21 protein-coding genes are annotated in these 26,307 nt (G+C 54.3%); 4 read left to right on the plus strand and 17 right to left on the minus strand.

What is annotated here, in order from left to right; all coding sequences use genetic code 11:
• Positions 1-68: 68 nt before the first annotated feature.
• The 6 genes from hscB to trmJ form a co-directional block, all read right to left on the minus strand.
• Positions 69-599 carry a Fe-S protein assembly co-chaperone HscB gene (gene hscB, locus ACCI49_RS07230; RefSeq protein ID WP_371838286.1) on the minus strand — a complete coding sequence of 177 codons (531 nt, stop codon included), beginning with the start codon at positions 597-599 and terminating at the stop codon, positions 69-71.
• A 125-nt stretch (positions 600-724) separates the two neighbouring features.
• On the minus strand, positions 725-1,048 hold the full coding sequence (gene iscA, locus ACCI49_RS07235; RefSeq protein ID WP_371838287.1) for an iron-sulfur cluster assembly protein IscA: 324 nt from the start codon (positions 1,046-1,048) through the stop codon (positions 725-727).
• 41 nt (positions 1,049-1,089) lie between these two features.
• Positions 1,090-1,512, minus strand: coding sequence for a Fe-S cluster assembly scaffold IscU (iscU, locus tag ACCI49_RS07240; RefSeq protein ID WP_371838288.1), 423 nt, complete (start codon positions 1,510-1,512; stop codon positions 1,090-1,092).
• Positions 1,513-1,539: 27 nt separating this feature from the next.
• On the minus strand, positions 1,540-2,754 hold the full coding sequence (locus ACCI49_RS07245; RefSeq protein WP_371838336.1) for an IscS subfamily cysteine desulfurase: 1,215 nt from the start codon (positions 2,752-2,754) through the stop codon (positions 1,540-1,542).
• 64 nt (positions 2,755-2,818) lie between these two features.
• The gene (gene iscR, locus ACCI49_RS07250; RefSeq protein WP_371838289.1) at positions 2,819-3,295 is read right to left on the minus strand and encodes a Fe-S cluster assembly transcriptional regulator IscR; all 477 of its coding nucleotides are present in this window, start codon (positions 3,293-3,295) and stop codon (positions 2,819-2,821) included.
• 106 nt (positions 3,296-3,401) lie between these two features.
• Positions 3,402-4,193 (minus strand): tRNA (cytosine(32)/uridine(32)-2'-O)-methyltransferase TrmJ, encoded by a 792-nt coding sequence (trmJ, locus tag ACCI49_RS07255; RefSeq protein ID WP_371838290.1) that lies wholly within the window; start codon positions 4,191-4,193, stop codon positions 3,402-3,404.
• Positions 4,194-4,328: 135 nt separating this feature from the next.
• Between trmJ and ACCI49_RS07260 the strand changes: the two genes are divergently transcribed.
• Positions 4,329-5,132 carry an inositol monophosphatase family protein gene (locus tag ACCI49_RS07260; RefSeq protein ID WP_371838291.1) on the plus strand — a complete coding sequence of 268 codons (804 nt, stop codon included), beginning with the start codon at positions 4,329-4,331 and terminating at the stop codon, positions 5,130-5,132.
• Positions 5,133-5,205: 73 nt separating this feature from the next.
• On the opposite strand, the gene ACCI49_RS07265 is transcribed toward ACCI49_RS07260, so the two are convergent.
• The 7 genes from ACCI49_RS07265 to ACCI49_RS07295 all read right to left on the minus strand — a co-directional run bounded on the left by ACCI49_RS07265 (position 5,206) and on the right by ACCI49_RS07295 (position 15,488).
• Positions 5,206-7,209: an ATP-binding protein gene (locus tag ACCI49_RS07265; RefSeq protein WP_371838292.1), complete on the minus strand. Its 2,004-nt coding sequence runs from the start codon at positions 7,207-7,209 to the stop codon at positions 5,206-5,208.
• 889 nt (positions 7,210-8,098) lie between these two features.
• Positions 8,099-9,103 (minus strand): alpha-L-glutamate ligase-like protein, encoded by a 1,005-nt coding sequence (locus ACCI49_RS07270; protein ID WP_371838293.1) that lies wholly within the window; start codon positions 9,101-9,103, stop codon positions 8,099-8,101.
• Positions 9,104-9,112: 9 nt separating this feature from the next.
• Positions 9,113-10,645: an inactive transglutaminase family protein gene (locus ACCI49_RS07275; protein WP_371838294.1), complete on the minus strand. Its 1,533-nt coding sequence runs from the start codon at positions 10,643-10,645 to the stop codon at positions 9,113-9,115.
• 54 nt (positions 10,646-10,699) lie between these two features.
• Entirely contained in the window at positions 10,700-11,392 is a 693-nt protein-coding gene (locus tag ACCI49_RS07280; protein WP_371838295.1) for an ATP-dependent zinc protease family protein, read from the minus strand.
• Between the two features lie 272 nt (positions 11,393-11,664).
• Positions 11,665-11,988, minus strand: coding sequence for a YqcC family protein (locus ACCI49_RS07285; RefSeq protein WP_371838296.1), 324 nt, complete (start codon positions 11,986-11,988; stop codon positions 11,665-11,667).
• A gap of 104 nt (positions 11,989-12,092) precedes the next feature.
• Positions 12,093-14,231, minus strand: a complete 2,139-nt coding sequence (gene dinG, locus ACCI49_RS07290) for an ATP-dependent DNA helicase DinG (protein WP_371838297.1) — start codon at positions 14,229-14,231, stop codon at positions 12,093-12,095.
• Positions 14,232-14,318: 87 nt separating this feature from the next.
• On the minus strand, positions 14,319-15,488 hold the full coding sequence (locus tag ACCI49_RS07295; RefSeq protein ID WP_371838298.1) for a 1-acyl-sn-glycerol-3-phosphate acyltransferase: 1,170 nt from the start codon (positions 15,486-15,488) through the stop codon (positions 14,319-14,321).
• A gap of 321 nt (positions 15,489-15,809) precedes the next feature.
• On the opposite strand from ACCI49_RS07295, the gene nhaC reads away from it, so the two are divergent.
• The 3 genes from nhaC (at position 15,810) to pgi (ending at position 21,005) form a co-directional block, all read left to right on the plus strand.
• Positions 15,810-17,276, plus strand: a complete 1,467-nt coding sequence (gene nhaC, locus ACCI49_RS07300; RefSeq protein WP_371838299.1) for a Na+/H+ antiporter NhaC — start codon at positions 15,810-15,812, stop codon at positions 17,274-17,276.
• A gap of 21 nt (positions 17,277-17,297) precedes the next feature.
• Positions 17,298-18,344: a DUF3549 family protein gene (locus tag ACCI49_RS07305; protein WP_371838300.1), complete on the plus strand. Its 1,047-nt coding sequence runs from the start codon at positions 17,298-17,300 to the stop codon at positions 18,342-18,344.
• Between the two features lie 1,038 nt (positions 18,345-19,382).
• Positions 19,383-21,005 carry a glucose-6-phosphate isomerase gene (gene pgi / locus ACCI49_RS07310; RefSeq protein WP_371838302.1) on the plus strand — a complete coding sequence of 541 codons (1,623 nt, stop codon included), beginning with the start codon at positions 19,383-19,385 and terminating at the stop codon, positions 21,003-21,005.
• A gap of 290 nt (positions 21,006-21,295) precedes the next feature.
• Here the strand turns inward: pgi and ACCI49_RS07315 are convergent, their stop codons facing one another.
• The 4 genes from ACCI49_RS07315 to sbcB all read right to left on the minus strand — a co-directional run bounded on the left by ACCI49_RS07315 (position 21,296) and on the right by sbcB (position 26,285).
• On the minus strand, positions 21,296-22,063 hold the full coding sequence (locus ACCI49_RS07315) for a slipin family protein (RefSeq protein WP_371838303.1): 768 nt from the start codon (positions 22,061-22,063) through the stop codon (positions 21,296-21,298).
• A gap of 77 nt (positions 22,064-22,140) precedes the next feature.
• Positions 22,141-23,568 carry an NfeD family protein gene (locus ACCI49_RS07320; RefSeq protein WP_371838304.1) on the minus strand — a complete coding sequence of 476 codons (1,428 nt, stop codon included), beginning with the start codon at positions 23,566-23,568 and terminating at the stop codon, positions 22,141-22,143.
• Positions 23,569-23,687: 119 nt separating this feature from the next.
• A complete protein-coding gene (locus ACCI49_RS07325; protein WP_371838305.1) occupies positions 23,688-24,704 on the minus strand; it encodes an aspartate carbamoyltransferase in 1,017 nt (338 codons plus the stop codon).
• Between the two features lie 111 nt (positions 24,705-24,815).
• Positions 24,816-26,285: an exodeoxyribonuclease I gene (gene sbcB / locus ACCI49_RS07330; protein ID WP_020412142.1), complete on the minus strand. Its 1,470-nt coding sequence runs from the start codon at positions 26,283-26,285 to the stop codon at positions 24,816-24,818.
• Between the last annotated feature and the right edge of the window lie 22 nt (positions 26,286-26,307).

Here is a 26,307-nt window from a genome sequence, read left to right on the forward strand (position 1 = left end):
TTTTGTCATCAGGGTGGCTTTGCCATGGCACAGCCAGCGCCATCTCCCAAGTTATTCTCAGTTGCCGTTCAGTAATCGCCGAACAGGTCAGCTTCCAGCTCTTCCACCTGCCGTTGCAGTTTTATCAGGAATTGCTGCTTGCGTAGGGACTCCTCGGCCTCAACCAACTTGCCAGCGCTATAAGCCTCGGCAAATTGCTTTTGCTCGCCCCGAAACAAGCTTTGAACCTCAGCGGCGAGTTCCTCCAGGGCAGTGGCCGGGTCCGGCTGTTCGCGCACTTCTTCGAGACGTTCGCGCAGCAGCATCTGCTGCATCAGGAATTCTGTATCGGCGGTAGTCTGCTCCGGCGGCACTTCCACACCGGCCAGCTTGAGCAGGTAGGCGGCGCGCTGCACCGGATCGCGCAGAACGGTGTGAGCTTCATTAATCTGCGCCGCCATCTGTATAGCCAGCAGCTGTTCGCGCTCGGATTTGGAGGCGTATTTGTCCGGGTGGAATTCCCGTTGCAATTCCCGATAGCGCGCGGCGAGAGCACCGCGATCGAGTTCATAGGCGGGCGCCAGCCCGAAAATTTCGAAATGGGTCAGGTTGGTAGCCATCTCAGTTCACCTGCCGGCACTGGGCCTTAAAAACCGGGCGACAGCGCCCTGCCCGGCAGTCACTGTCGGGCCAATAAAAAGGCCGGCGTGCGCAACGCACCCGGCCTCGCTGGGGTGAGTCCCAATCAGACGTGGAAACTCTCGCCGCAGCCACACTCGTTTTTGACGTTGGGGTTGGAGAAGGTAAAGCCCTCGTTCAGCCCCTCTTTAACGAAATCCAGCTGGGTGCCGTCGAGGTACACCAGGCTCTTTGGGTCAACAATCAGTTTGATGTCGCCCTGTTCGAACACTGTATCCTCAGCGTCTGCCGCATCCACAAACTCCAGTACATAGGCCAGGCCCGAGCATCCGGCAGTCTTAACACCAACTCGAATGCCGATACCTTTGCCCCGCTTGGCCAGCTGACTCCTGATGTGAGCCTGGGCGGCCTCTGTCATGGTAATAGCCAAAACAATACCTTCACTGCTATTGGGCTCGCGGCCCGGTAGGATTAACCGGCGGCGGACTCTTTTACTTCGCCGCCCTCATCGGACTCGCCGCGCTTTTCCCGGATATCGCGCACAGCGGCCTTGATCGCGTCCTCCGCCAGCACCGAACAGTGAATTTTCACTGGCGGCAGAGCCAGCTCTTCGGCAATGGCAGTATTTTTGATTTGCTCAGCTTCGTCGATCGTCTTGCCCTTAACCCACTCAGTGAGAAGTGAGCTGGAAGCGATGGCCGAACCACAGCCGTAGGTTTTGAACTTGGCATCTTCGATAACACCCTCGTCGCTCACTTGAATCTGCAAGCGCATCACGTCACCACAGGCGGGCGCGCCCACCATGCCGGTGCCTACGTTATCCGCCTTGTCATCCAGGCGGCCAACATTGCGGGGGTGCTCATAGTGGTCAATTACTTTATCGCTATAGGCCATGACTATTCTCCTAACTCTTATGCGCGCTTAGTGAGCGGCCCATTCAATCTTGTTCAGGTCTACACCGTCTTTGTACATATCCCAAAGGGGCGACAGTTCGCGCAGCTTCTCCACCGCTTTGCGCACTTCTGCAGCGGCGGTGTCCACATCCTGCTCACTGGTAAAGCGACCAAAGCTGAACCGCAGGGAGCTGTGTGCCAATTCGTCATTAACACCCAGGGCCCGCAGTACATAGCTGGGCTCCAGGCTGGCGGAAGTACAGGCGGAACCAGAGGAAATCGCCAGATCGCGCAGGGACATAATCAGGCTTTCGCCCTCTACAAAAGCAAAGCTGACGTTCAGATTACCCGGTATGCGTTGCTCGGCGGAGCCGTTGATATGCACCTCTTCCATATCCTGGACCTGATCCCAGAAACGGTTGCGCAGGGCCAGCAGACGTTCGCCCTCTTCCACCATTTCCTCTTTGGCAATACGGAAGGCTTCCCCCATACCCACAATCTGGTGGGTAGGCAAGGTGCCAGAGCGCATACCGCGCTCGTGACCACCGCCATGGATCTGGGCCTCCAGACGCACTCGGGGCTTGCGCCGCACATACAGGGCACCGATACCTTTGGGGCCGTAAATTTTGTGGGCGGAGAAAGACATCAGGTCAACTTTCATTTCCTGCAAATCGATCGGCAGCTTACCGGCGCTCTGCGCTGCGTCCACATGGAAAATCACTTTGCGCGAACGGCACAGTTCACCGATTGCAGCAATATCGTTGATCACACCGATCTCGTTATTGACGTGCATCAAACTCACCAGGATAGTGTCATCGCGCAGCGCTTCCTCCACCTGCTCCGGGTAGACGATGCCGTCTTCACGGGGGTTCAGGTAGGTCACTTCAAAGCCTTCGCGCTCCAGTTGGCGACAGGTATCCAGTACCGCCTTGTGCTCGATCTTGGAGGTAATAATGTGCTTGCCACGGCCCTGGTAGAAGTGGGCCGCGCCTTTGATAGCCAGATTGTCCGATTCCGTGGCGCCACTAGTCCAGACAATCTCACGCGGATCGGCATTTATCAATTCAGCCACTTGGCGACGAGCATTTTCCACTGCTTCTTCCGCCTTCCAGCCGAACAAGTGAGACCGGGATGCCGGGTTCCCGAAATTGCCTTCCATCGTCAGCTGCTCCGCCATTTTCGCGGCGACACGGGGGTCCACCGGACAGGTAGCCGAATAATCCAGATAGATGGGAAGCTTCATAGTCATACCGTTTCCGCTCAATAAATCTCTAAATGTCTCGCCTCGACCCGAAGCGGGCCGGCGCTTACAGTCCGCCGAGTAAAGCGACGCGCTCTTCCGGTGTATCGCGCATATCCTGACGACGCGCCACTTCCTGTACCTCTGCGCGAGATACCAGGTTGGCTAAGCTGATGCCGCTCAGGAAGCCGTGAATCTGGTCGCTCAAATCCGACCAGAGATAGTGGGTCAGACACTGCTCGCCGTTGGCGCAGTCCGCATTGCCACCACAGCTGGTGGCATCCACTGATTCATTTACCGCATCAATAATCTGCGCTACAAAAATTTCTTCGCCGTTACGGGCCAAGCGGTAGCCGCCGCCCGGGCCGCGCACACTGGAAACTAGTCCGGATTGGCGCAGGCGGGAAAACAACTGTTCCAGATAAGACAGGGAAATGCCCTGGCGCTTGGAGATATCCGCCAGACTGATCGGGCCACGCTCTGCGTGCAACGCCAAATCCAGCATGGCGGTGACCGCATAGCGGCCTTTAGTAGTCAAACGCATATCAGCTCCCAACTGATGTACAGCCCTTTTCCGATCGGGACGCGAGTATGGAATAACCCAGCTTTACAGTCAAGTATATAACCCCCCGTCCAACTCGGGTATTTACTTAATCCGGCCGCCCCTTGCCACCGGTACGGTGGATATAGTTCTGAATGGAAGTCAACATGCCGCGCAGGATACCCAGCTCCATATCATCCGGGCGTACACGACTAAACAGTCGGCGCAGTCGGGTCATGGTCTGGCGGGGGTTATCGGGATCAATAAAACCCAGCTCTCCGAGGGATTGCTGTAAATGTTCAAAATACAGCTCCATATCACTGGCTTTAGCTGGTGGGCGATCCCAATCGGCAAAGCTTAGCGGCTCACCCTTTTCCGCTTCCAGGGCCGCCATACGCACTTCATAGGCCAGTACCTGCACGGCTGTTGCCAGATTCAGAGAACTGTATTCCGGGTTCGCCGGGATATGCACATGGAAATTACAGGCCTGGAGCTCTTCATTGGTGAGGCCGCGATCCTCACGGCCGAACACCAACGCCACCGGATGGCTCGAAGCTTCGGCAACGGCACGCTCACCACACTGACGCGGAGTCAGCAACGGCCAGGGGATTCGGCGCTCACGGGCGCTGGTGGCCACCACCAAGCCGCAATCTGCCACTGCTTCCTCCAAGGTGTCCACCACAACTGCGCTATCGAGCAACTCCGCCGCCCCGGCCGCCCGCCACACTGCGTTGGCCGCTGGGAACTCACGTGGCGCCACCAGGTACAATTGGCTCAAGCCCATATTCTTTAGCGCGCGCGCTGCACCACCAATATTGCCGGGGTGGGCGCTGTTAACCAAAACTACGCGCACATTATCGAGTGCACTGAGCGGAGTCGTATCTAATGGGGACTTGGCCATACTGAAAGTAATAATTCGGTGTCATGGGGGCGCGCGAGTGTAGCAAAAATGGATGGGAATCCCTACAATCGCGTCCGTCGCAGTTAACCTGCGGGCTGCTTTTTAACCCCCTTAACCACTTAGTGCGGAATAGTTATGGAACCCATGCTAAATATTGCCCTGCGCGCGGCGCGCAAGGCCGGAGAAATGATCGAACGGGCCTGGGAGCGCGGCGACCTGATGAAATTCGAGGAAAAAGCGCGCAATGATTTCGTCACCGAAGTGGACAAAGCCAGTGAGCAGGAAATTATCTACCACCTGCGCAAGGCCTACCCCAAGCACAGCATCCGCGCCGAAGAGAGCGGCCTGCTGGAAGGCGCCGAGCCCGACTACGAATGGATCATTGATCCCCTCGACGGCACTACCAATTTTATTCACGGTGTCCCCCAATTCGCAGTGTCCATCGCTTGCCGCTATCGCGGTCGCATTGAACACGCGGTGGTACTGGACCCAATCAAACGCGAGGAATTCACTGCGAGCCGCGGTCGCGGTGCGGCCCTGAACGGGCGACGCATCCGCGTATCACCTCGCCAGGGCATGCGCGGCGCACTGATCGGCACAGGCGTGCCCTTTAATGGCCCAGCCCTGGAAAATATCGACCCTTATCTATCTGCACTGAAAGAAATTGCCGGGCAAACAGCCGGCATCCGCCGCCCAGGCGCTGCCGCCCTGGACTTGGCCTATGTCGCAGCCGGCCGCTTCGACGGCTTCTGGGAGATGTACCTGAACACTTGGGATATCGCTGCGGGGTCACTGCTGGTGAAAGAAGCCGGCGGCCTGATCAGCGATTTCCGCGGGGGAGAAGACTACCTCGATTCAGGTCACTTGGTTTGCGCGACCCCCAAGGTCTTCAAGCCTTTGGTGCAAATTGTGGGCAAACATATGGGCGACATTCGCTGATCCCCCAGTGCGAATTACCCGGTAATTAGCAGGGTAGTTCGCAACTTTTTCCTCTGCACTACTACAACATCCTTCAAACAGATCGCCCGGTTCGCGCAAGGCTTTCCGCCAGTACTCTCGACAGTTGTATAAAGTCGAATTGATCCGGCAGCGTCGGATGACTCTCCCCTGTGAGGTTCTCACCGACCAGAACAAAGCGCGTTGCCCTGGTGGAAATATCCTCCTCCAAAATTCGCACCAGATCTTCAGCCGACATGCCCGGCACTTCACTATAAAACAGCAAAACATCGGGTTTCATGGTGCGCGCGATAAAAATTGCCTCTACCACATCTGAAGCTACCAGGCACTGGATTTGCTTGGTATCCCGCAACATTTCCTTCAATCTGCTCACAGCTGCAGGACGGTTATCCACGAGTAGCAGACGACCTGCCGGCAACCTTGTCGGTGTCTCTGGCTGGGCCGAAAAGGACATCAGCGCATCGGGGGCATCGATCATGGGGAACTCGATCCAGAAGACCGACCCCTGCCCCTCATGACTGTCAAAATCGATGCGCCCACCCATGGCTTCGGTTAGTCGCCGGGCGATCGCGAGGCCCACCCCCGTACCCTCAATATGTCCTTTCTCTTCTCCCAGCCTGTTGAAGGGCTCGAATACTTCATTACGTCGCCCCGGTGGAATTCCCTTGCCGGTATCAAGAATACTCAACCGCAGCCAGCCTTCAGCTTGAGGCGCAAAATTGATAATGACCCGACCATTTTCTCGATTGTATTTCACCGCATTTCCAGCGAGGTTCAGCACCACTTGCTTGTATCTCACCGGGTCCGCGCAGATATAGGCGGATTCCCAGCCGAGAGGCTCGAAGATAAGACTCACCCGGCGGGTCTCGGCCAGGGGCTCTAGCAAGCGCTTACACTCGGCCACTAGCTCTGCCGGACGAATCGATTCCATTGAGGGGCCGAGACGCCGACTGTCAATACGGGCCAGTTCGAGTACATCCCCAACCAGATGTAACAGGTGCTGACCAGCGCGGCGGATTTCTCCCAGTCTCTGACGCTGGCCGGAGCTGAGGCTTTGATCCAACTCCACCATCTGGCTATAACCCAATATCGCATTGAGGGGAGTGCGCAGTTCATGGCTAAGGCTGAAGAGAAGATCGGCGCGGTGCGCATTTTCCTCACGCTGTTGCTGCAGCTCCCGCTCAACCCTCGACAAATTTTCCCGGCTGCCGCTCACGTCCTGCAAAGTCCCTAACACCCGAACTGGCTGGCCGCGGCTATTGAGCTGGGATTTACCCCGGCAGCGCACCCAGACCACGCTACCATCGGAGCGCCACAAGCGAAATTCCACGTCCAGGGGCAGGCGATCCCATATTTGATCCAGCATGGCCTGTTCCACCCGAGGAAAATCCTCAGAGAGAATCCGGGCTTTCCATTGGGCTGCGGCTGAACGGCCGATACTCCGAATCGGACTTACCTCATAACCCAGGATGCCCCAGCAGGCATCGTCGAGAACCATCTCATCTGCACGTAAATCCCATTCCCACAGGCCGTCGCCAATGCCTGAAAGCGCCTGCAGCGGGCGCTCACCCGGCAGGTTCGACAGGTAACGTTGGGACATGGCCTCGCTATAATCGGCACAGCTACCAATCGCTATCACTTCTCTAGTGTCACCAGTTGTTACCGTACGTCCCCACACTCGTAACCACCGTAACTGACCGGCCATATCGTAAGCACGAAAGGTGGTATCAAAAAAACCACCGACGTTACTCATCCTCTGGCGCAGGGCAAAAATACGATCGCGTTCATCGGTGTGTACCTGGCTCAGTTCAGTACCGGTCCAAAGAGATTTCAGTGCCTGCAGGGCACTATTGGCAAACAGGTTCCATATGTCTCCACGGGCACGTTGCATATCAGTCTTCAGGTGCCACTCCCACAGCCCGTAATCGACATCCTGTAACAGGCCCTGTAAGTGAACGACCTGTCGCACCAGCTGGGCCGCACTCAGGGTGTGCAACTCATCAGAAGTCGCCAGCTGGAAAGGGGAAAGGGGTTGGTCTGGAACTTGTGGCTCGGACACACTGCACTCGATCTATTGGAATTCGCTTGCGGAAGAACTGGGTTATTTATACCGACTAGTGAAAATGGCATCTATCCACCAGGTATGAATATCCTTCGGAATTCTACAGGAGCGCACACAGATAAAAAATTGCTGCAAGGAAAACAAAATTGAAGAATAAAAAAGGCCCCGCAAAGCGGGGCCATAATCAGCGATGATGAGAGAAAACGGGAAGTTCTTAGTGGAAACGGTTTGCCATAACCCCATGCATCCTTCCCGAAGCGCGGGTCATGCGTCCCGCACTATTCAGTAAAGCAACTGTTATGCCAACTTTTTTTCCAGCGATATCACTGCCCCCTCACACTATCCCTGAATTACTATCCTGACAAACATGAACCAACAAGTGTCCCCAATCTCAACTTTCGCACCAACATAATGCATAAGTAGTGGAGCCTTAATAAATTCGATAAGCATGGAATGACTATTTCAGGCGGACAGTTTTTAACCACAGCTTTCTTAAGTAGGTAGCTTCTACCCGGGAAGCCCCTGTAGATTAACTGACGAACACTATATGAGTGGGCTAGGTAATACGTTTGAAGCCACCTATCTTAAATGCGCACAGTCCTGATGGCTGCAACATAACCGAGGGGGTATCGTAATTTTGGGGCCCACTTGTATTAGCAGGGTTCCCTAATGTGAAAGTGCTCAACAACAACACTGAGATAAATAAGTCCTGCACGCCACCTACAAAAAACTGCAGCGGTTCAGATTCAAAAAAAACCGGTGTTCAATTTAGGTAACAGGGATATGCCGATCACAGGCCATTTGACAAATTAAAGCGCTGTAATACTGCCTAAAAATGCTAAGCAAGCGCCTGCGCACGATGATGACACAGAGCCAAGCAGATCATTTATAGCGCTTTGTCTGCGGCAAACTCCCGCATGGAAAATGCCACTCGCTCATCCACATTTTTTTCGAGCGTTTCCTCGTCCAGCCCCTCGATAAACCGCAAACGGTTACGCAAGCCCACACCATTGGCCACCTGGATCGCCAGGCCAGGACGCGCATTAGCTTCCAACAACAGTGGACCTCGCTCCCGATCCAGGACAATATCGCAGCCCAGGTAGCCGAGGCCGGTCATCTCGTAACAGCTTGCCGCCAGACGCACCAGGTCATACCAGCCCGGCACTTTGAGTTTGTCAAAGTGAACCTCGGTATCCGGGTGACGGTTAATACGCAGCCCTCGCTGTACCGCATGGCAACTTTTACCCGTAGCCAAGTCAACCCCCACACCCACTGCACCCTGGTGCAAATTCGCCTTGCCGTCAGAGTCATGGGTGGAGCAGCGAAGCATCGCCATCACCGGAAAGCCGCGGAACACAATTACCCGGATATCCGGCACCCCTTCAAAGGAGTAATTCTGGAAGACTGGATCGAAGTCCACCAAGGCCTCCACCATCACGCGGTCGGGTTTACCGCCAAGGCTGTAGAGGCCGCTATGGATATTGTTGACATGGCGTAGAATATCCAGCGCCTCGATATCCGATCCGGAAATTTTTTTGTACTTGTCGCCATCGCGCCCCGCAATCACCAGGATACCCTTGCCACCCGATCCCCTCGCCGGCTTGATAACAAACTTCCAAAGTGGATCAATCACCTCCATCACACGCTTGCGGCTGGCCGGAGCTTCGAAGGCCTCAATTAATTCCGGCACCGGAATACCCGCACGTTTGGCCGCGCGCTTGGTATTTAGCTTGTCATCGACAATGGGAAATTTTTCACGGTCGTTGTAGCGCGCAATGTAATTAATATTGCGCGCATTCATGCCTAGCACGCCGATGCCGCTTAAAGTCAGCGGCGAAACCACGCCGCCGCGCACTTTGTTGATCAGATGTTTGAAAGAAAAATGGAGCACATCAACCTCCTACCTGACCAGTGGCCGGAAACGCATCAGCTCACTGAGGCGATAACCTGTGTAGTTGCCGACAATCAGGATAAAGCCCAGTAACACCAGCAGCAGTTCGGGGAAGTTAAAAGTCCAGTGCTCCACATAACGGTTGGTCATCACCCACCAAGCCAGCACCGCCACCAGCAAACTTCCGCCAGCCTGTACAATGACCTCGTAGGGGCCATCTTCCTCCCATACAATCGACATGCGCTCGATGGTCCAGGCCAGGATAATCATGGGGAAGAAAGTCACCGTCAGCGCCTGCTCTATACCGAGCTTGTAGCTGACCACGCTGATCACCCCCATAATGAGCACCACCGTAACCACCACCGCAGCGATCCTCGACACCAACAACAAGTTGAGCCGACTTAAATAGAAGCGCACCCATAGCCCCAGGATTAGGATCAGGGTAAAGATTGCGAGTCCGGTCAGCAGCTGGGTTTCAATAAAGGCAATTGCTAACAGTACCGGCATAAAGGTACCGGAGGTGCGCAATCCCACAAATACCCGCAACAACACCACTACCAGAGCACCCACAGGTACCAGCAGGATTAACTTGAAAATGCTCTGCTGTTCGATAGGCAGGCTATAGATAGAGAAATCTACCAGGGCCTCTTTATCCTGGGTGGTACTGCGCATAGAGACATCCCGGGCGGGCACATCGTTGGCAATCACCGAGAAAGTCACTTGGGAATTACGACCACCCTCCAGGTCCAGAAGGCTCTTGCCGCCGCGCTGCCAGATAAAGAAATTCTCCGGTATTCCAGGCATACCACTGGAGGGCTCAAAGACAATCCAGCGCTCACCGTCATATACCTCGAGCAAATCCTCGGGAGTCAAGCGGCGGCGGTCATCTTCTAAGTAGAGGCCGCGAATTCGGTGAGCGGGAATATCGGCGGTGGCAAGCATCAGCAGGGCAACATCCACCAGCGAACTATCAGCATAATGGCGAAATACCAGGTTGCGATCCTGGTTGCCATCATCATTCAATTCAAACAGCAATTGAGTGGTGAAGGACTCCACATCGGAGGAGCGCTCGCGGGCCTGCTTTACCAGAGAATTGATTGCCAAGCGCACGGCTTCCTGTTCACGCGCACCGAGGAAGGGCTTTTGTACTTCGGTACTTAAATCAAGAGGCTGCTCCAGCGCAGCGCCGGGGGTCTGGTATACATCCAGTTGGTAGAACAGGGACTGGGGTCCCTCGGCCGAGCGACGCGTCCAGATAGCCCGGTACTCGTCGTTTTCCCGGGCAATATAGAAACCAAAACCGGAAGAGCTGAAGGTCTCTCCCAAGATTTCCATATTGCGCTGCTCTCGTGGCAGGGTCAGGGCTGCTTTGACCGGCCCTCCTTCCGCATCGAACCCTACCTTGGCTTCAATGGTCCAGACAGTGCGGTATTCACCCGGCAACAGTGGAAAACCCAATTCAAAATGCTTGTAAGCGGTAAGACCCGCCCCAATCAGTGCGAGCAGTGCCGCAATTACATAAACTTGAACGCGCGGCGACATTCGCCATTCCCCGTAAATCTATGGTTCCAACCGGAACCTAACTTTCTAACTGGCCTATTTTCCCCCGGACATGCGGGGTGGGCCCTGGACATTGCGACGGCTCACATCGACCACCGCGGCATCTTTGAGGAAATTGCGTCCCAGCAGCATCAAAACATCAGTGCCGCCCTCGTCTGTCAGGCTGACCTCGACCATGTGGGTGATATCCCCGACGGTCAAGTTCATTTCCACTACCGGACGGCGCTGGCTTGGAAAGCCGAGCCGTGTCGCGCGGATATGCCGCTTGATCGGCAGTTCCACAGAAACGGAGTTGGCCTCGCCATCACCTTCCCGCTTGGCCAGCTGGATTCGAATCCAGTCTTCGCCATCGCGCTCGAAGCGGGTCAACGCTTGGGCACGCAGGGTGGAAGTCGGTGAACCTGTATCAACAATGGATTCTATTACCAGGCCAGAAGGCTCAATGGAAACTCTCTCCACAGCTCCGAGCACCAACTTGTCCTTGGCAACGGGCACTTCGACTACTTTTTCCACGCTTCGTTCGATAACCTTTTCAACAACCCTGACTTCCGGCTCAGCACAGATCACTTCCACGGGCTCTGGGCACTGGGTCGCCTCTATCTGTGGCGCCGTCGGCTCTGCCCCCACAGGCGCCGACTGAGGACGCTCCTGACCGGGATACAACAGCGATTGGCAGCCCACCAATAGCTGGGCCGCCACCAATAACCACAGAAGGGAAAATTTCTGCATCCTAACGATTACCTCTAGCCCCATAGCATTTCAATCCGACCGCGCTGCCTCTGCAGCACTCACGGTAGCAGGCGGGGGACTTTCTTCCCCGGCCCAAGAAGAAGTCGATATTAGCCTATGAAAGAGGCCGGTGAACAGGGATGTCCCTATAGTCGGCCTATGCAAGCGCCACAATGTGACAGGCGCCAGATCTTTATAATCCGAAATAGGGCAACAGACAGGCAGCGCCCTCAGAAAATAGGTAGGCAAAGAGGCACCTTTGTAGAAGGCCATCAGCCGCGCTGCAGGCGCTGGTCAACAGCTTCCAGGATTGCCACTAAGGCAGCTGCATCGCCGCTATTTTTGAAAAATTCTTGTGCAATTGGGGCAATACCGCACTCACGAGGCAGTGGCATCTCCTGTTCGATCATCAGCCGCATTCGCGGCAGAAATATAAATTGCAACCACTGCGGTAGGGTCAGGGTATCCACGCAGAAGGGCTCTGTGCTAGCCAAGGCCTCCGCGGGCGGGACTTCCTCCTGCCAAAGCGCCATACGGCGCAATTCCGCTTCGAGCAGTAACAGTTGATCGGCAATTTCAGAGTATATAGCTTGCATAAATCCAGCCCCTGCAACTGCTCTTCTCGAACAGCGGTAAGATTCCTTTGCTCCTGGCGAACACACTCGGACTGTTGGCGAAAGCCGGAGCAGTATTAAAAATACTATTCAATATGACGGGTAAACGGTGGCAGAGAGTTGAGTATCGCTTGGCCATATCGCCGAGTAACAACCCGCCGATCCAGCAGGGTCACAGTGCCACTATCCCCTTCCGCACGCAGCAGGCGCCCGCAGGCCTGTACCAGTTTCAAGGCTGCGTCCGGCACGGTGATCTGCATAAATGGATTGCCACCCTTGGCCTCAATCCACTCTGCCAAGGCCGCCTCAATGGGGTCATCCGGCACCGAGAACGGCAGTTTGGCAATCACCACATGCCGGCAGTAATCTCCCGGCAGGTCCAGCCCCTCAGCAAAACTGGCAAGCCCGAACAACACACTGTTGCCACCACCGTCAACAATCTCACGATGATGATCCAGTAACTGCTGACGGGATTGCTGCCCCTGCATCAGGATGCGGTTACGCCAAGTGCCGGGCAGCGCCTCGTAGACGGTTTCCATCTGCCTGCGGGAGGAAAACAGCACCAGGGAGCCACCCCTTCCCTTGAGCAATTCCGGCAGGGCATCGATAACCGCGTCAGTATGACGTTCAGCGTTGCCCGCATCCACAGCCTGGGCAGGCACCTGCAAGGTGGCGCGAGAAAAATCGAATGGACTCGGCACTACTTGGTAGCTGGCATTTTCAGGGGTTCCGGCGCGCATGCGCAGGCGGTCGAATTTGCCCAGCGCGGTCAGTGTGGCCGAGGTTAGCACCGCACCGTAGCAGCGTCGCCACAGGCTGTACTCCAGGGTTTGACCAGCCAATATCGGGGAACTGCACACTTCGAAGTCTGTTGAACCGCCCCAGTCTACCAAAGTGACCCAACGCGCCTGCGGCATAGCACCATCGGCATCGGCGCGGGCATAGTTAGCCCACAGCAGCAGATTTGCCTCAGCTCGACCATGCCAACTACCCAGCTGTGGATACCAGCGCTCCAGATCGACGATCGGGACCGGTGAGTGGACGTCTTCCAACATACGCTGAGCCGTTTGCAACATCTTGTTGAACAAGCTCTCCAGTTCGTCGAAGTCCTCACGTAGTTTTTCCGCCAGCTGTGACATGACTTCGGGGACTACCCCACCCTCAAAGCGGTGGCGAGTGGTATTGCCGCGCTCGTCCTCAAATTCGCACAGCTCCTCAATCAGGGGCCACATCTGCTCTAGACCCTGCTTGGCAGAAGTGAGTACCGCCGGCAGCTGTTCGCCGCAGCGGTCCAGCTCCGCGCCATCACCAATCTCCCCCAGCATCTGCCCTATGGCCTTATTGGCCTGGTCCAGCCAACTGGTGGAGGCACCGACACGGCTATGGTGGGAAAAATGATTAAGGGCCTTATCCGGCAGGTGGTGGGCCTCATCAAGGACGTAAATGGTCTCCTCCGGCGGTGGCAAGATGGCACCACCTCCCAGAGCCAGGTCCGCCAGCAGCAAGTCGTGATTGGCGACAATTACCTGGGTCTTACCCAGACTTTCGCGCGCGCGGAAAAAGCTGCAATTAGTTACATGAGGGCAGCGGCGGCCGCTACACTGGCGGTGGTCCGTGGTTACCCGACCCCAGTCCTCGGCCTCAATAGTGTCCGGCCAGTTATCTCGATCCCCATCCCAATGGCCGGCAGCCAGACTGTCGGTCATTTTCTGATAAAGAGCGACACTTTCCGCTTCCACCTGGGGTAATTCATCCTCGTAGAGCCCAAGTGAAATGCCGGTGCCGCTGGCTGAGAAACTGGAGAGCAACTGATCCAACTTGGATAGACACAGGTAGCGACCGCGCCCCTTGGCCAGAGTGAACTCAAACTTGAGTCCGCTGTGGCGCGCCACCTCTGGCAAGTCCTTGTGGATAATCTGCTCCTGCAGCGCCACAGTCGCGGTAGAGATTACCAGGGTCTTGTCCTGGGCCTGGGCCAGGGGGATAGCAGCAAGTAGGTAGGACACTGTCTTGCCGGTACCGGTACCTGCTTCCACTACACAGATATGCCCACCGTCGCTCTTTTCTGCATCGCGCTCGCCAGTAGTATTTTGAGTAATAGCGCCGAGTGTGCGGGCGATTGCCGCCACCATCAGTTTCTGCCCATAACGGGCTTTAAGCCCACGGCTGGACAGGAATTGGCTGTAAGCGGTCTGGATAGCGCTTTTGTGTTTGTCGTTGAGCACGGGGCGTGAAATCTATTCGCTAGTGTATGGCGCAGGGGGCGCTATTATCCACTAAGCGCCACCTCCCCACCAGCACCCCGGTAACGATCATTCATATGCAAGGCGGGATACCACCGGGTTGGCATAAGCCTGGATAGCTTTGTCGCGCCAGCGCTCATCAATTTTCGCCATACGTGCCTTAAACTTTTCCCGGGTTTCCTCGTGCTCCCCCGACTCCCAAGGCTTGGACGGATAGCCCACCGGCAGGCCGGACACACCCCCATAAATCATCTCATAGGCGATCAAATTGGTGGGGTGCAGGGTGTAGTTGCCGACGATCTGCCGATCGATCTCCTCGGCAAGGCTATTTACATCGTGAAAGTCACCCTCAATTGGCGCACCAAAGGCAGTATGCACACGCCCCTTATGACCAATAACCCCCTTGCCGATCGAGGCAAGATCTTCATTTTTGGCCTTTTTGTACTCTTCCCGATGCTCGGTGACATAGAGTTCTTTGGCCTTCTGGCCATCACAAGGGTCCCACTCGTAGGAAATAGACAGCGGCACTATATGCAGCTTTCTCCAGAAGTCGGCAAAGGGTGTCTCCTTGTCCTTCGTCATCGCGAACATAGCCGCAAGTGCGGGATTAGTGCGATCCATACCATCTTTGGCACGACCGGAGCGCTGTGCAATCCACACATGCTCGTTTTCATGGACAATAGAGTAATAGATATAGTTGGACAGCTGGCTCGCAGCCGCCAACTTCTCGCGGCGACTGCCGGAGCTGCGCTTCACCGTAAAGCACTTGTTGAGCTTCATAATATCGCTGGCAAACTGCTTGCTCAGCAGGTTATCGCCAATGGCAATACGGGAAGTTTCGTGCCCTTCTTTATACATAGCCACAATAGCGAAGGCCGGGTCCATGGCGATATCCCGATGATTACTCACAAACAGGCAGGCTCGATCTCTTGGTAGAGTGCCAAGTCCTGAGATGGTCAGGCCTGACGTGGTACGGTTCACCACCTTGTCAATATACTTTTCCACAATGTCCTGCACACCACGTACATTGTGTACATTGCGAAACTCAAAACGCAGGAACTGGCGCACCAACCAGGCCAGTGGGCCCTCGAGTCGCGCCAGTTTGGGAAGGAGGAAATGCGCAGCGGCATGGGACATTTCCGGGTCGGCAATCAACCTATCCAGAACAGGGCGTACCTCATCGTCGCGATAGGGGCGAATATCCTCAAATTGAGCGGGGTCTAACTCACTAGCTCTCATGAAATCACTACCTGCCGGGCCTACTACTGGTGGCCCAAGCTCATTTATATTGCGGCCACGGGGTGACCGGGATAAAAGTTGGCGCAGAACATACCGGAAGCCTCGCAGAACTGCTAGCACCTCGCTCTTTTGGATGTTTGACCGAAACATTGAAATACCGCATTGACGCCTCAGTCAGCAGAAGGGTCCTCCCTCTCCAGTCGCCATTCAAAGTAGACTTCACCGCTCCAAGCCGAGAGAATAGGAAGATCTACCGTCGCCGACGGCAAAAACAACGATAACGATTACGGCACTAGCCACGCAGTCAAGCAGGAGTTCACCTTGTCTCAAGCCAGCCCCAATTCTGAAGCGCGCACGCCCAGCCTGCTGGATGCGCTGATCCCCCTCGGGATTTTGATCGCCCTGTTGTCCCTATCCGTCTATTTCTACGGTGCCGATTCCTCGTACGGCCCCAACCAGATTGCGCTGCTGTTGTGCGCCTGCGTAGTCGCTCTGATGGGGATGAAAAATGGCCACAGTTGGAGCGATATGGAAGGCGGCATGCTACACGGCATCGGCCTGGTATTCGGCGCCATCCTGATCCTGCTGGCGGTAGGCGCCCTTATAGGTAGTTGGATCCTGGCTGGCACAGTCCCCTCAATGATCTATTACGGCGTACAGATACTCTCGCCTCAGTGGTTCTATGCCGCCAGCTGTATTATCTGTGCCGTGGTGGGCCTCAGTATCGGTTCAAGCTGGACTACTGCCGGTACTCTGGGTGTGGCACTGATGGGCATAGCCGGTGCTCTGGGACTGTCTCTGGAAGTCACTGCCGGCGCAGTGATTTCAGGCGCCTATTTTGGTGACAAGATGTCTCCGCTCTCCGACACCACCAACGTGGCCGCAGCGGTAACTTCCAACGATCTGTTTCAGCATATCCGCCATATGATGTCCACCGCGATCCCTGCATTCGTGATCGCTCTCATTGCCTTCTCTTTTCTCGGCTTTACATCTGAAGCCAGCAGCGCCTCCGCCTCAGATATTGAAGAATTGCTGGCCGCGCTGAAAAGTGAATTTAATATTTCTATGGTCAGCCTGCTGCCACTGATCCTGTTGCTGGCCATGGCTTGGCGCAAGGTGCCCGCCTACCCCACACTGATTATCGGCTCCCTGGTTGGCTGTGTTATCGCCCTAATCTTCGAGTCGGAAACCGCTCGCCGCCTGGGTGGCGGAGAAGACTTTATGGCTGCCCTGAAAGGTGCCTGGTATAGCCTGTTCGACGGTTACAAGTCCACTTCCACCAATGAGAATGTGGCCTCACTGCTGTCCAAAGGGGGTATGAGTAGCATGCTCAATACCGTGTGGCTGATCACCTCCGCTATGGCCTTCGGTGGCGCCATGGAACGGGCCGGCTTCCTTCAGGTACTCGTGAATTGGACCCTGTCCCGCATCAAGACTGTGGGCGGGCTGGTAACCTCTACCGTGCTGACCTGTTTCGGCATGAACGCCGCTGCCGGCGATCAGTATATGGCCATCATCATCCCCGGCCGTATGTTCCGCGAGGCATTTAAGGAAAAGGGCCTACATGGCCTTAACCTCTCCCGCACCCTGGAAGACTCAGGTACCATTACCTCGGTCCTGATTCCCTGGAATACTTGCGGGGCCTTTATGGCTGCAACCCTCAGCATCCAAACTATTGAATACCTGCCCTACGCGCTTTTCAACATTCTGTGTCCACTGCTGGCCATTGCCTACGGTTGGCTGCACTTCAAGCAGAAGCCGATCTCAGTAGCGGCGACGGCATCCTAAGGAGAGATACAAGAACCCCCCATGAGTGAAAGCGGTACCCTGAGCACTCTAATCGAAGAGGCTAACTTTAAACTGCGCTGGTTCGATCTGGGCCGGCGTCTGCAATCTGTGCCCAAGTCCACAGCCGAGGCCTTTGAGGCGGGGCAAAAGCCCTGGCCCCATCCCTACCTGCGCCAGGCCTGGACTGGACTTTTGCTGCAACCTGCCGAGGGCGGCGAGCCGGCAGTTTGGTTCCTGCGCTTTCCTCTCGATGAGCAAGGCAAATTACAACTGCAGGCAAGGGATGGCTTGTTGCGCGCACTGGCACAAGAACTTCAGCAGGGGCCAGCCACAGAATCTGCACTACAGCTGGACCATCTGCTGCAGCAAAGTGGCCTAATTTATACACCTTCCACCGAACGTCAGGCAGCATTTCACGCCCATACCGGTTTACTGCTAAAGCGCCCAGCAAGCACACATTATGAAGCCGTGCTCAACTACTTCCGTGCGCCACAGGAATCCCGCTGGGACAATCTGGCACTTCAAGGTATCGCTGACCTGACAGCTCGCTGGGAAAGCGAAAAAGCATTACTTCTGCGCCAAATCGCCCAGGTAGCGGCGCCCGTTTTTATCAATCTGTGCCAATGCCTGGAAAACGAACCAACCAATCATCAGTTGGTTGAAGCCATCACTGCCCGAGCCGGTACAACACTTGCCGGTGACTCCCCAGACTATGGTGTGATAGCCGCCACCATACGGGGTATCTCCTACTCGCCAGCCAAGGGTTTGCGCCAGGCATTCCTACAACAGCTACTGCTTTCACCCGCTACAGCACAGAGTACCGAACTGCTCACCGCAATTGGCAGCCGCTGCGCTCTCGACCTGGAAGACCGCAAACTGGCCAAGCTTTGGCTTAACGCGCTGGCGCGCACCAGGAACCAGGATACTTTTAATTTGCTGCTTTCCGACTTGATGTTTATACCGCAAATACGAGCATCCCTGCTGGAAGCTTTACGTGATCCGCAACGTGAGGAGGTTCTGGCCCGGGCCTTCGGTACTTTCCTGCACGGCCCAAGGCCCATCCATTAAAAAAATGGTGGCGGCTTTATAGGCCCGAAGCCGCCACCAGCCATAGACACCCAAGCTATCCGAAAATAACCGTGACTCGGACCTGAAAGAAGTTCACCTACAACAAATAAATTCCGTATTGCAAAAGGCTTTTCCCAATCGAAACGCCTCAATTATTTTTTATCCGCCAAAATTTTTAATTTAATCTCAACCAAATCCAGAACCATCTAAAATTAACCACTACTCCAAACCTCTTTTAGCAGCTAACTCAGAGCAACAAAATTATACGCAACCAAGATAAACACTCTTTTAAACCCACAAGGCAACGTAAAATAGAAAAGAATAAAAAAACACCGGCTTTTACAGTCTAAAAATGCAATAAATTGGCACAGTTTCTTTCCAGACTTTCCCGCTGGCAGTTATTTAATCCCTGCGCCTATTACACTCAACTAGGCGGTATCTTTGTAGAGCGCAATTTACAAAGCTGACCAACAGGTGACGTTTTATTGGCTATGCTAATGTCTACATCAACGGAAAGGAGTTAGGGGATGAATTTCACTCCAGCCAAGTACTTAATCGGAATTATCAGTGCACTGGTTCTTGCAGGTTGCTGTAGCCCTCCGGCACCTCCAGCTTACTGCCCACCCGGCGCTGAACAAATTCCTCTTTCAATGGCCTGCCCCGCAGATGCTGACTGCTGGATGGCCTCGGATAGAGTACGCTGCATGAGAGTGGTGAAGTAAAATCACTTTCGAGCAGAACCAGCGTGGTGATTCATACTAAATGAGGTTTTAACCCAATCGGAGCTGACAGACACCTATTCTTAAAAGCTTTATTTAGTATGAATCACCACCAAATGCCGCTTTCACGAGCGGCATTTGTCTTTTGAGTATTCCATTCTTACCGAAAACCATCTTCTGTAATACACTGTAACGTTTCAGACGCCAGCCCGGCGCATGGGATGCGTTAGCATTACCAGCCTTTGTAAACCAAGCATTATAAGCTTGTGTGACATTCGCAATAAGAAACTGCTCACAAGAGAATTAACCATCAATTACCATGACAAGTGAAACTCTGACATTGAGTCGCGCCTCGGCCATCCACCAATTGCAATCCCATTTCGAAAAACACAAATGGTCCCTGCGTGAACTATTCGCCACCGATACACAGCGCGCAGAAAATTTCAGCTTAGAAGCAGCGGGTATCTACCTGGACTACAGCAAGAACCATCTGCGTCAGGACACTTTGCAGTTATTGCTCGGCTATGCCGAAGACCAGGGCCTAAGTGAACAGATCTCCGCCCTGCTGAGTGGTGCCAATGTCAATAATACCGAGCATCGCCCAGCGCTTCATACCGCCCTGCGTTTTCAAGGTAAGCCACAAACCGATCACGAACATGCGGTGGCAGACTGTCGCACGCAGATAAAGCGGTTTGCCGAAACTATTCATAACCAAAGCTGGCTGGGCTTCAGTAATAAGCCCATTCGCCATATTGTCAATATCGGCATTGGAGGATCCGATCTCGGCCCGCGCATGGTGGTGGAGACTCTGAGCCCCTGGCACAAGAAAGGAGTTCGTGTACATTTTGTAGCGAATATTGACGGTGCTGACTTAAATGACACCCTCAAAAACCTGGACCCGGAAGAGACCCTGTTTATTATCGCTTCCAAATCTTTCTCCACCTTGGAAACGCGGGAAAACGCACTTTCCGCACGCCGCTGGATGCTAGCTGCCGGCTGCAATGAAAAACAGCTTGCTCAGCATTTCGTTGCTGTGAGCAGCAATATTGTTGCGACACAGGACTTCGGTATTGCTCCGGAAAATATATTTCCCATGTGGGATTGGGTGGGTGGTCGCTACTCACTGTGGTCCGCCATCGGCCTGCCGATTGTGTTAGCTTGCGGTTACGATGTATATGAGCAACTGCTGCAAGGCGCTCACTCTATGGACCAGCACTTCGCTAACGCCCCCCTTCAGAAAAACCTGCCGGTGATTATGGCCCTTATTCAATTCTGGTATCGACAATGCTGGAATACCGGCAGCCAAGTGGTTCTGCCCTACGCTCAGCGCCTGGCAAAATTCCCGGCTTGGTTACAGCAGTTGGATATGGAAAGCCTGGGTAAAAGCGTAGATAAAGACGGCCAGGCACTGGGCTATCCCAGCGGCAGTGTGATCTGGGGTACCGAGGGTACCAACGGCCAGCACTCTTTCCACCAACTGCTGCACCAGGGCACCGACCTGATCCCTGCAGATTTTATTGCGGTGAAAGAACCCACTTCTGAGTTACACGAACAGCACCGCTGGCTACTGGCATGCTGCATTAGCCAGAGCCAGGCCCTGTTGCGCGGTAAGTCCCTACACGAAGCGCGCCAGGAACTGGAAAAAGCCGGTTATACCCACCGCGAAGCCCATACACTGGCCCCACACAAAGTGGTCCCGGGTAACCGCCCAAGTAATACGCTAATATTGGGTAAACTCGACCCGCATCATCTCGGTGCCCTGCTGGCGCTGTACGAACATAAAGTCTATGCAGGCGGCTGCCTGCTCGGTATCAATCCCTTCGACCAATGGGGCGTGGAACTGGGCAAACAGCTAAGTTCAAAAATCTATCAAGCGGCTGACGGTGAAGTACCAAACGATTGGGATAGCTCAACTCGTGCCCTGATGAAAAAGTTACTGTAAAAAGTCTATCAAAGGAAATTTTTACACAATAAAAGGCTGCAGCTCCAATGCGGCCTTTTTATCTTACCTTTAATCTTTTCCCGCTAATTCTATTATTCTGATTACACCTACTAAAAAGAGGGAAGGAAAGAATACACTGCGCTCGGGACCGTATGAGGCATGGATGCCAATTACGAGCTTACAAGGATGTATTCACAGCGCGTCTCGAGTGCAGTGTATTCTTTCCTTCTGATCCAGTAGTACTTGATTGTATTAAATAAGTCAAAATCTGCTATTAGATTGCCCTGGATCTATGAGCTACTGGCCTCAGAACCTCGTTTAAGTAGTGGCTCAATCAAATCAAGCGGCAACGGAAATACTAATGTTGAGCTGTTATTGGCCCCGGCAATATCAATCATAGTTTGCATATAACGCAAGGTAATTGCATTTGCATTTTTGGAAAGTTGATCAGCCGCCTCAGTGAGCTTCAAGGCCGCCTGGGCTTCACCCTCTGCGTGAATAACCTTGGCGCGCCGCGCCCGCTCAGCTTCGGCCTGCTGGGCTATCGCTCGAACCATGCTCTCATCGAGATCAATATGTTTAATCTCGACATTGGTTACCTTCACACCCCAGGCATCCGTTTGCTCATCCAAAATATTTTGTATATCCACATTAAGCTTATCGCGTTCGGAAAGCATCTCATCCAGTTCGTGTTTACCTAGTACAGAGCGAAGGGTGGTCTGGGATAACTGGCTTACTGCTTCGTGATAAAACTCTACATTGATAATTGCAGATTGTGGATTGATTACACGGTAGTAAACCACCGCATTTACTTTTACCGAAACATTATCGCGACTGATAACATCCTGTGTAGGTACATCCATGACCACGGTGCGCAAATCCACACGCTCCATGGTCTGGATGATAGGGATAATAATGATCAGGCCGGGGCCCTTAACGGTTTGGAAACGTCCAAGAAAAAATACCACCGCGCGCTCATATTCCCGTAGGATACGAATGGCATACATCAACAGCAGTACCACCGCGAGCACTAGCAGACCAATAAAATAACTGACCATTTTCCTTTCTCCCTGTCTCACCGCCTGAAATCTGCAAGCGTGCTAATTACGCCCACAGGTTAATAGTTTTCAAAAACTTAACCTGGCTCTACATATAAAAGTAAACCATGCTGTGCGATTACCCGCACACGTTGCCCTGGCTCCAATGGTGTCTCACACTGGGCTTTCCAGATTTCGCCATCGAGGTGCACCAGCACCTCCGTTTCTGTAACATCGCTGACTACCGCGGAGCGCCCCACGAGAGCCTGATCCGCAGGTACCCGCGGTGTACGCAAGCTTCGCCCCAAGGCCAGGAAAAACGTCAATAAAAAGAGTCCACTCACCCCGGCAATTGCACCGATTAATTTTCTTGATACCTGCATGCCGGGCACATCGGTATCAATCAGCATTACCGAGCCAATAACCAACGCAATAATTCCACCGATACCCAAGGCGCCAAAACTAGGCATAAATACTTCCGCCACAATCAGCAGCGCGCCAACAATAATAAGTGCCAAACCTGCATAATTAATTGGCAGAACTTGTAATGCGTAAAATGCCAATAACAAGCAGATAACTCCGACAATCCCCGGTACAAAGGCACCGGGGCTATAGCCTTCAAATATCAAGCCGTAAATACCGATAAGCAGAAGAATATAGGCGACCTGCGGGTTGGTAATCAGCGCCAGTAGTTCATTGCGCCAATCCGGCTCATAATTTTCTATGGGTAGTTGCGCAATTTCTGGTGATATTGTGATCTCGCCGGAGTCGAGAGAAACCTTGCGCCCCGCAATCTGCTTTAACAGGTCTTGATCATTTTTGGCAACAATATCCACCACATTCATTTCAAGCGCTTCCGAAGCCGTCAGGGTTGCCGCTTCGCGCACCGCTTTTTCCGCCCAATCCGCATTGCGCCCATGGCGCTGAGCGAGACCACGGATAAATGCGACCGAATCATTAACCACCTTGCGTTCCATCGCAGTACCGGAAAGAGGCTTCTCCTCTTTTTCCTCTTCGCTTTCCTCGTCACCTTCCTTCTTTTCTTTTTCCTCTTTTTTTTCATTCTCTTGGGGCTTACCTCCCGGAGCAGGCGTTCCTGGCGGCCCCCCTATTTGTACCGGTGTAGCGGCGCCAAGGGTGGTAGCTGGAGCCATGGCTGCTATTTGGCTGGCATAGAGGATATAAGTACCGGCGCTGGCCGCACGGGCGCCAGATGGGTAGACATAAGTTGCAATTGGAATGGGGGAAGAAAGGATATGCTGGATAATATCGCGCGAAGCGGCATCGAGCCCCCCAGGGGTGTCGATATGCAAAATGATTAATTCTGCACCCCGCTCTCCCGCTTCCTCTGTGGCACGTTTAAAATAATCGGTAGTAGCCGGGCCAATGGCGCCATCGATAGTTAAAAGTGCCACATGGGGAAAAGCGCCTTCTTGCGCAGCACTTTTGCAAATTAATACAGAAAAGAACAGCGCCAGAAAAGCGACGCTGCGAGAGAAAACCGCAGGCGAAATCTGATTCAACATGCACCTTTCCCTGATGCGATTGCGGAGGCGCCCGGACCAGATAGATCAATACTGGCCGGGCCAACTCAATCAGATTAACAGAAAAAAGCGGCGCTATCTGAAAACGGGACCAATCGGCGTTAAACCGGGTTGCGACGACTATGCCAGTTCACTTCACGGGCGTACATGTCCACTTGATTTTCCACCCCCAACAACAGAGCAAACAACGCCATACGCACCAACAGACCATTGTCCGTCTGGCGGAAAATCGCCAAGCTAGGGTGCTCATTTAGGTCCGTATCCAGCTCATTGGCCTCCGCGCGGGAATCCCTGGGCAGCGGATGCATAATTACCGTATTTGGCTGGGCATTACGGGTAAAAATTTCACGATTCAGACGAAAGCGGCCGCGATAAAGATTGGCCTCTTCCTGGGAGGCGAAACGCTCCTCTTGGATGCGGGTGGAATAGACAATATCCACATCGGTAATAGAGGTTTCCAGCTGATCGGTGACCGTCACATCATGCCCTATGGCACGGAGCTTCTCTACCACCCCTTCCGGCATGGTCAGCTCCGGCGGAGATACCAGTACCACCTGCACCTTGCCAAACAGGCACAACAGCTTGCATAGCGAATGTACGGTGCGCCCGTGCTTGAGATCGCCAATCATAGCGATACGGAAATCGTCCAAAGTGCGACCGTGGGCGGCCAGTTCCTTGCGGATGGTATAGAGATCCAGCAGCGCCTGGGTGGGGTGCTCATTGGCACCGTCACCACCATTTACCACCGGAACACGACTCGCCGCGGCAAATTCCGCCACAGAGCCCTCTTGTGGATGGCGCATGCAAATCACATCGCTGTAACCAGAGAGTACTCTCGCCGTATCGTAGAGGGACTCCCCCTTTGCCATGGCACTGGCGGTAATTCCAACAGTTTCCCGTACAGTACCGCCCAAAAGGTTAAAAGCCGCGCCAAAACTGAGGCGAGTGCGGGTGCTCGGCTCCATAAACATATTGCCGAGAATCGCCCCCTCCAACACGCGCGTTACTTTTTCGCGCTTGGCGTAAGGGGTCATGGCGTCGGCCACATCGAACACGCGCTCTATGTCGGCACGCTCGAACTGGCTGACGGACAGAATATTGGCTCCGATAAAGTCCATGGTTACTCCAGTGGTTGCGCCTTGTGGGCGCCAGGTGTTCGCGAGCGGCATTCTACTTGGGCACTGCAGCAGAGCCCAGAGGAAGAATAACCGCCGGCGTGATTCGACACATTAGGCGAGCAGGCTATCGCCCCAGTTTTCCAGCTCGGTAATCAGCGAGATCCGCTCCGGGTGCTGTACCCGTAAATCGGACAGCTGGCGAAAATAATCTTCGAGCGTGATAGAAGCCCCAGCGGTAGGGTCAGTTAAACGCTGGAAACACCAGATCTGCCAACGCTGATGTTCCTCTTCAGACAGGGTCTCAGGAAAGTTGCGCGCACGCATGCGGAACAACAACTCGGGCAGGCGTTTGTCACTAAAAGGCACTTCACCAGCCAGCGCTTCGGGGCCTCGGGCAGCCAGCCCACGGTGCAGCTCGCGGCAGATATCGCGGTCGGCATCACTGAGGAAACCACCGTAAAGATCAGCTTCTACATCCTTCTTGGGAAACTCCCGATCCAGGAATACGCTGTGTAGCTTTTCAGTCAGGTCAACATCTTTGAGCTTCTGCCAATTCGCCTCGCAGGTTGCGCGGTCGATACCTAACTCAGTGGCGCGCTTGTCATCAAGCATATTTGCCGGGGCCAGAACCGGGCACTTGTTTAAATGCACCAACTTCAGGCCCACAGGCAGTTCGCCCTCACCAAGCTGGTCGCGGGCAGTGTAAAGGCGCTCGCGCAGGGTATCCGCATCCAAATTAAGCAACGGTTCGGGGTCCATCGCCAGATTGGCAACAATGACCGCATTGCGGTTAACTGGATGGCTGGCCAAAGGCATTACATAGGTCAAATGCCCGTGATTTGCAGACACTTTGCCGGAGATATGCAACAGCGGGCGACGCTCGCGCATATCAATCATCTTGGCAGCTTCCTGCTTGCGACGCAGGCGGAATACATAATCGTATAATTTCGGCTGCTGCTTACGGATCAGTCTCGCCATATCAATCGTGGCGTGCACATCCGACAGGGCATCGTGGGCACCCTCGTGGGCAATACCATTAGCAGCGGTCAACTCTTCCAGGCGAAAGGACGGCGCACCGTCTTCTCGGGTCGGCCATTGGATGCCCTGAGGACGCAGGGCGTAAGTGAGGCGCACCATGTCGATAATATCCCAGCGACTGTTGCCGGAGCGCCACTCGCGCTCATAGGGATCTAACAGGTTGCGATACAGGGTGTAGCGGGTAACTTCGTCGTCAAAACGCAAACTGTTATAGCCCACCCCACAGGTGCCGGGCGCACCCAGCTCGGCGAGGATGCGCTGGATAAATTCTATTTCCGGCACGCCATTGGCCAGGGCCTTTTGCGGGCTGATTCCAGTCACCAGGCTCGCCATCGGCTGCGGCAGGCAGTCCACTGAGGGGCGGCAGTAAATCATCAACGGCTCGCCGACGATATTCAGCTCTTCGTCAGTCCTGATACCGGCAAACTGCGCCGGCTTGTCAGCCCCCGGGTCTGTACCCCAGGTTTCATAATCGTGCCAATAAAGTGTGGTAGAACTCACGGTACCTCCATAATTTGGCGGCATCATACCACTGAGCGCCATGCCGTCTGGACACTTGCATCCA

This window comes from Microbulbifer epialgicus (assembly GCF_041447265.1).
Classification (GTDB): Bacteria; Pseudomonadota; Gammaproteobacteria; order Pseudomonadales; family Cellvibrionaceae; genus Microbulbifer; species Microbulbifer epialgicus.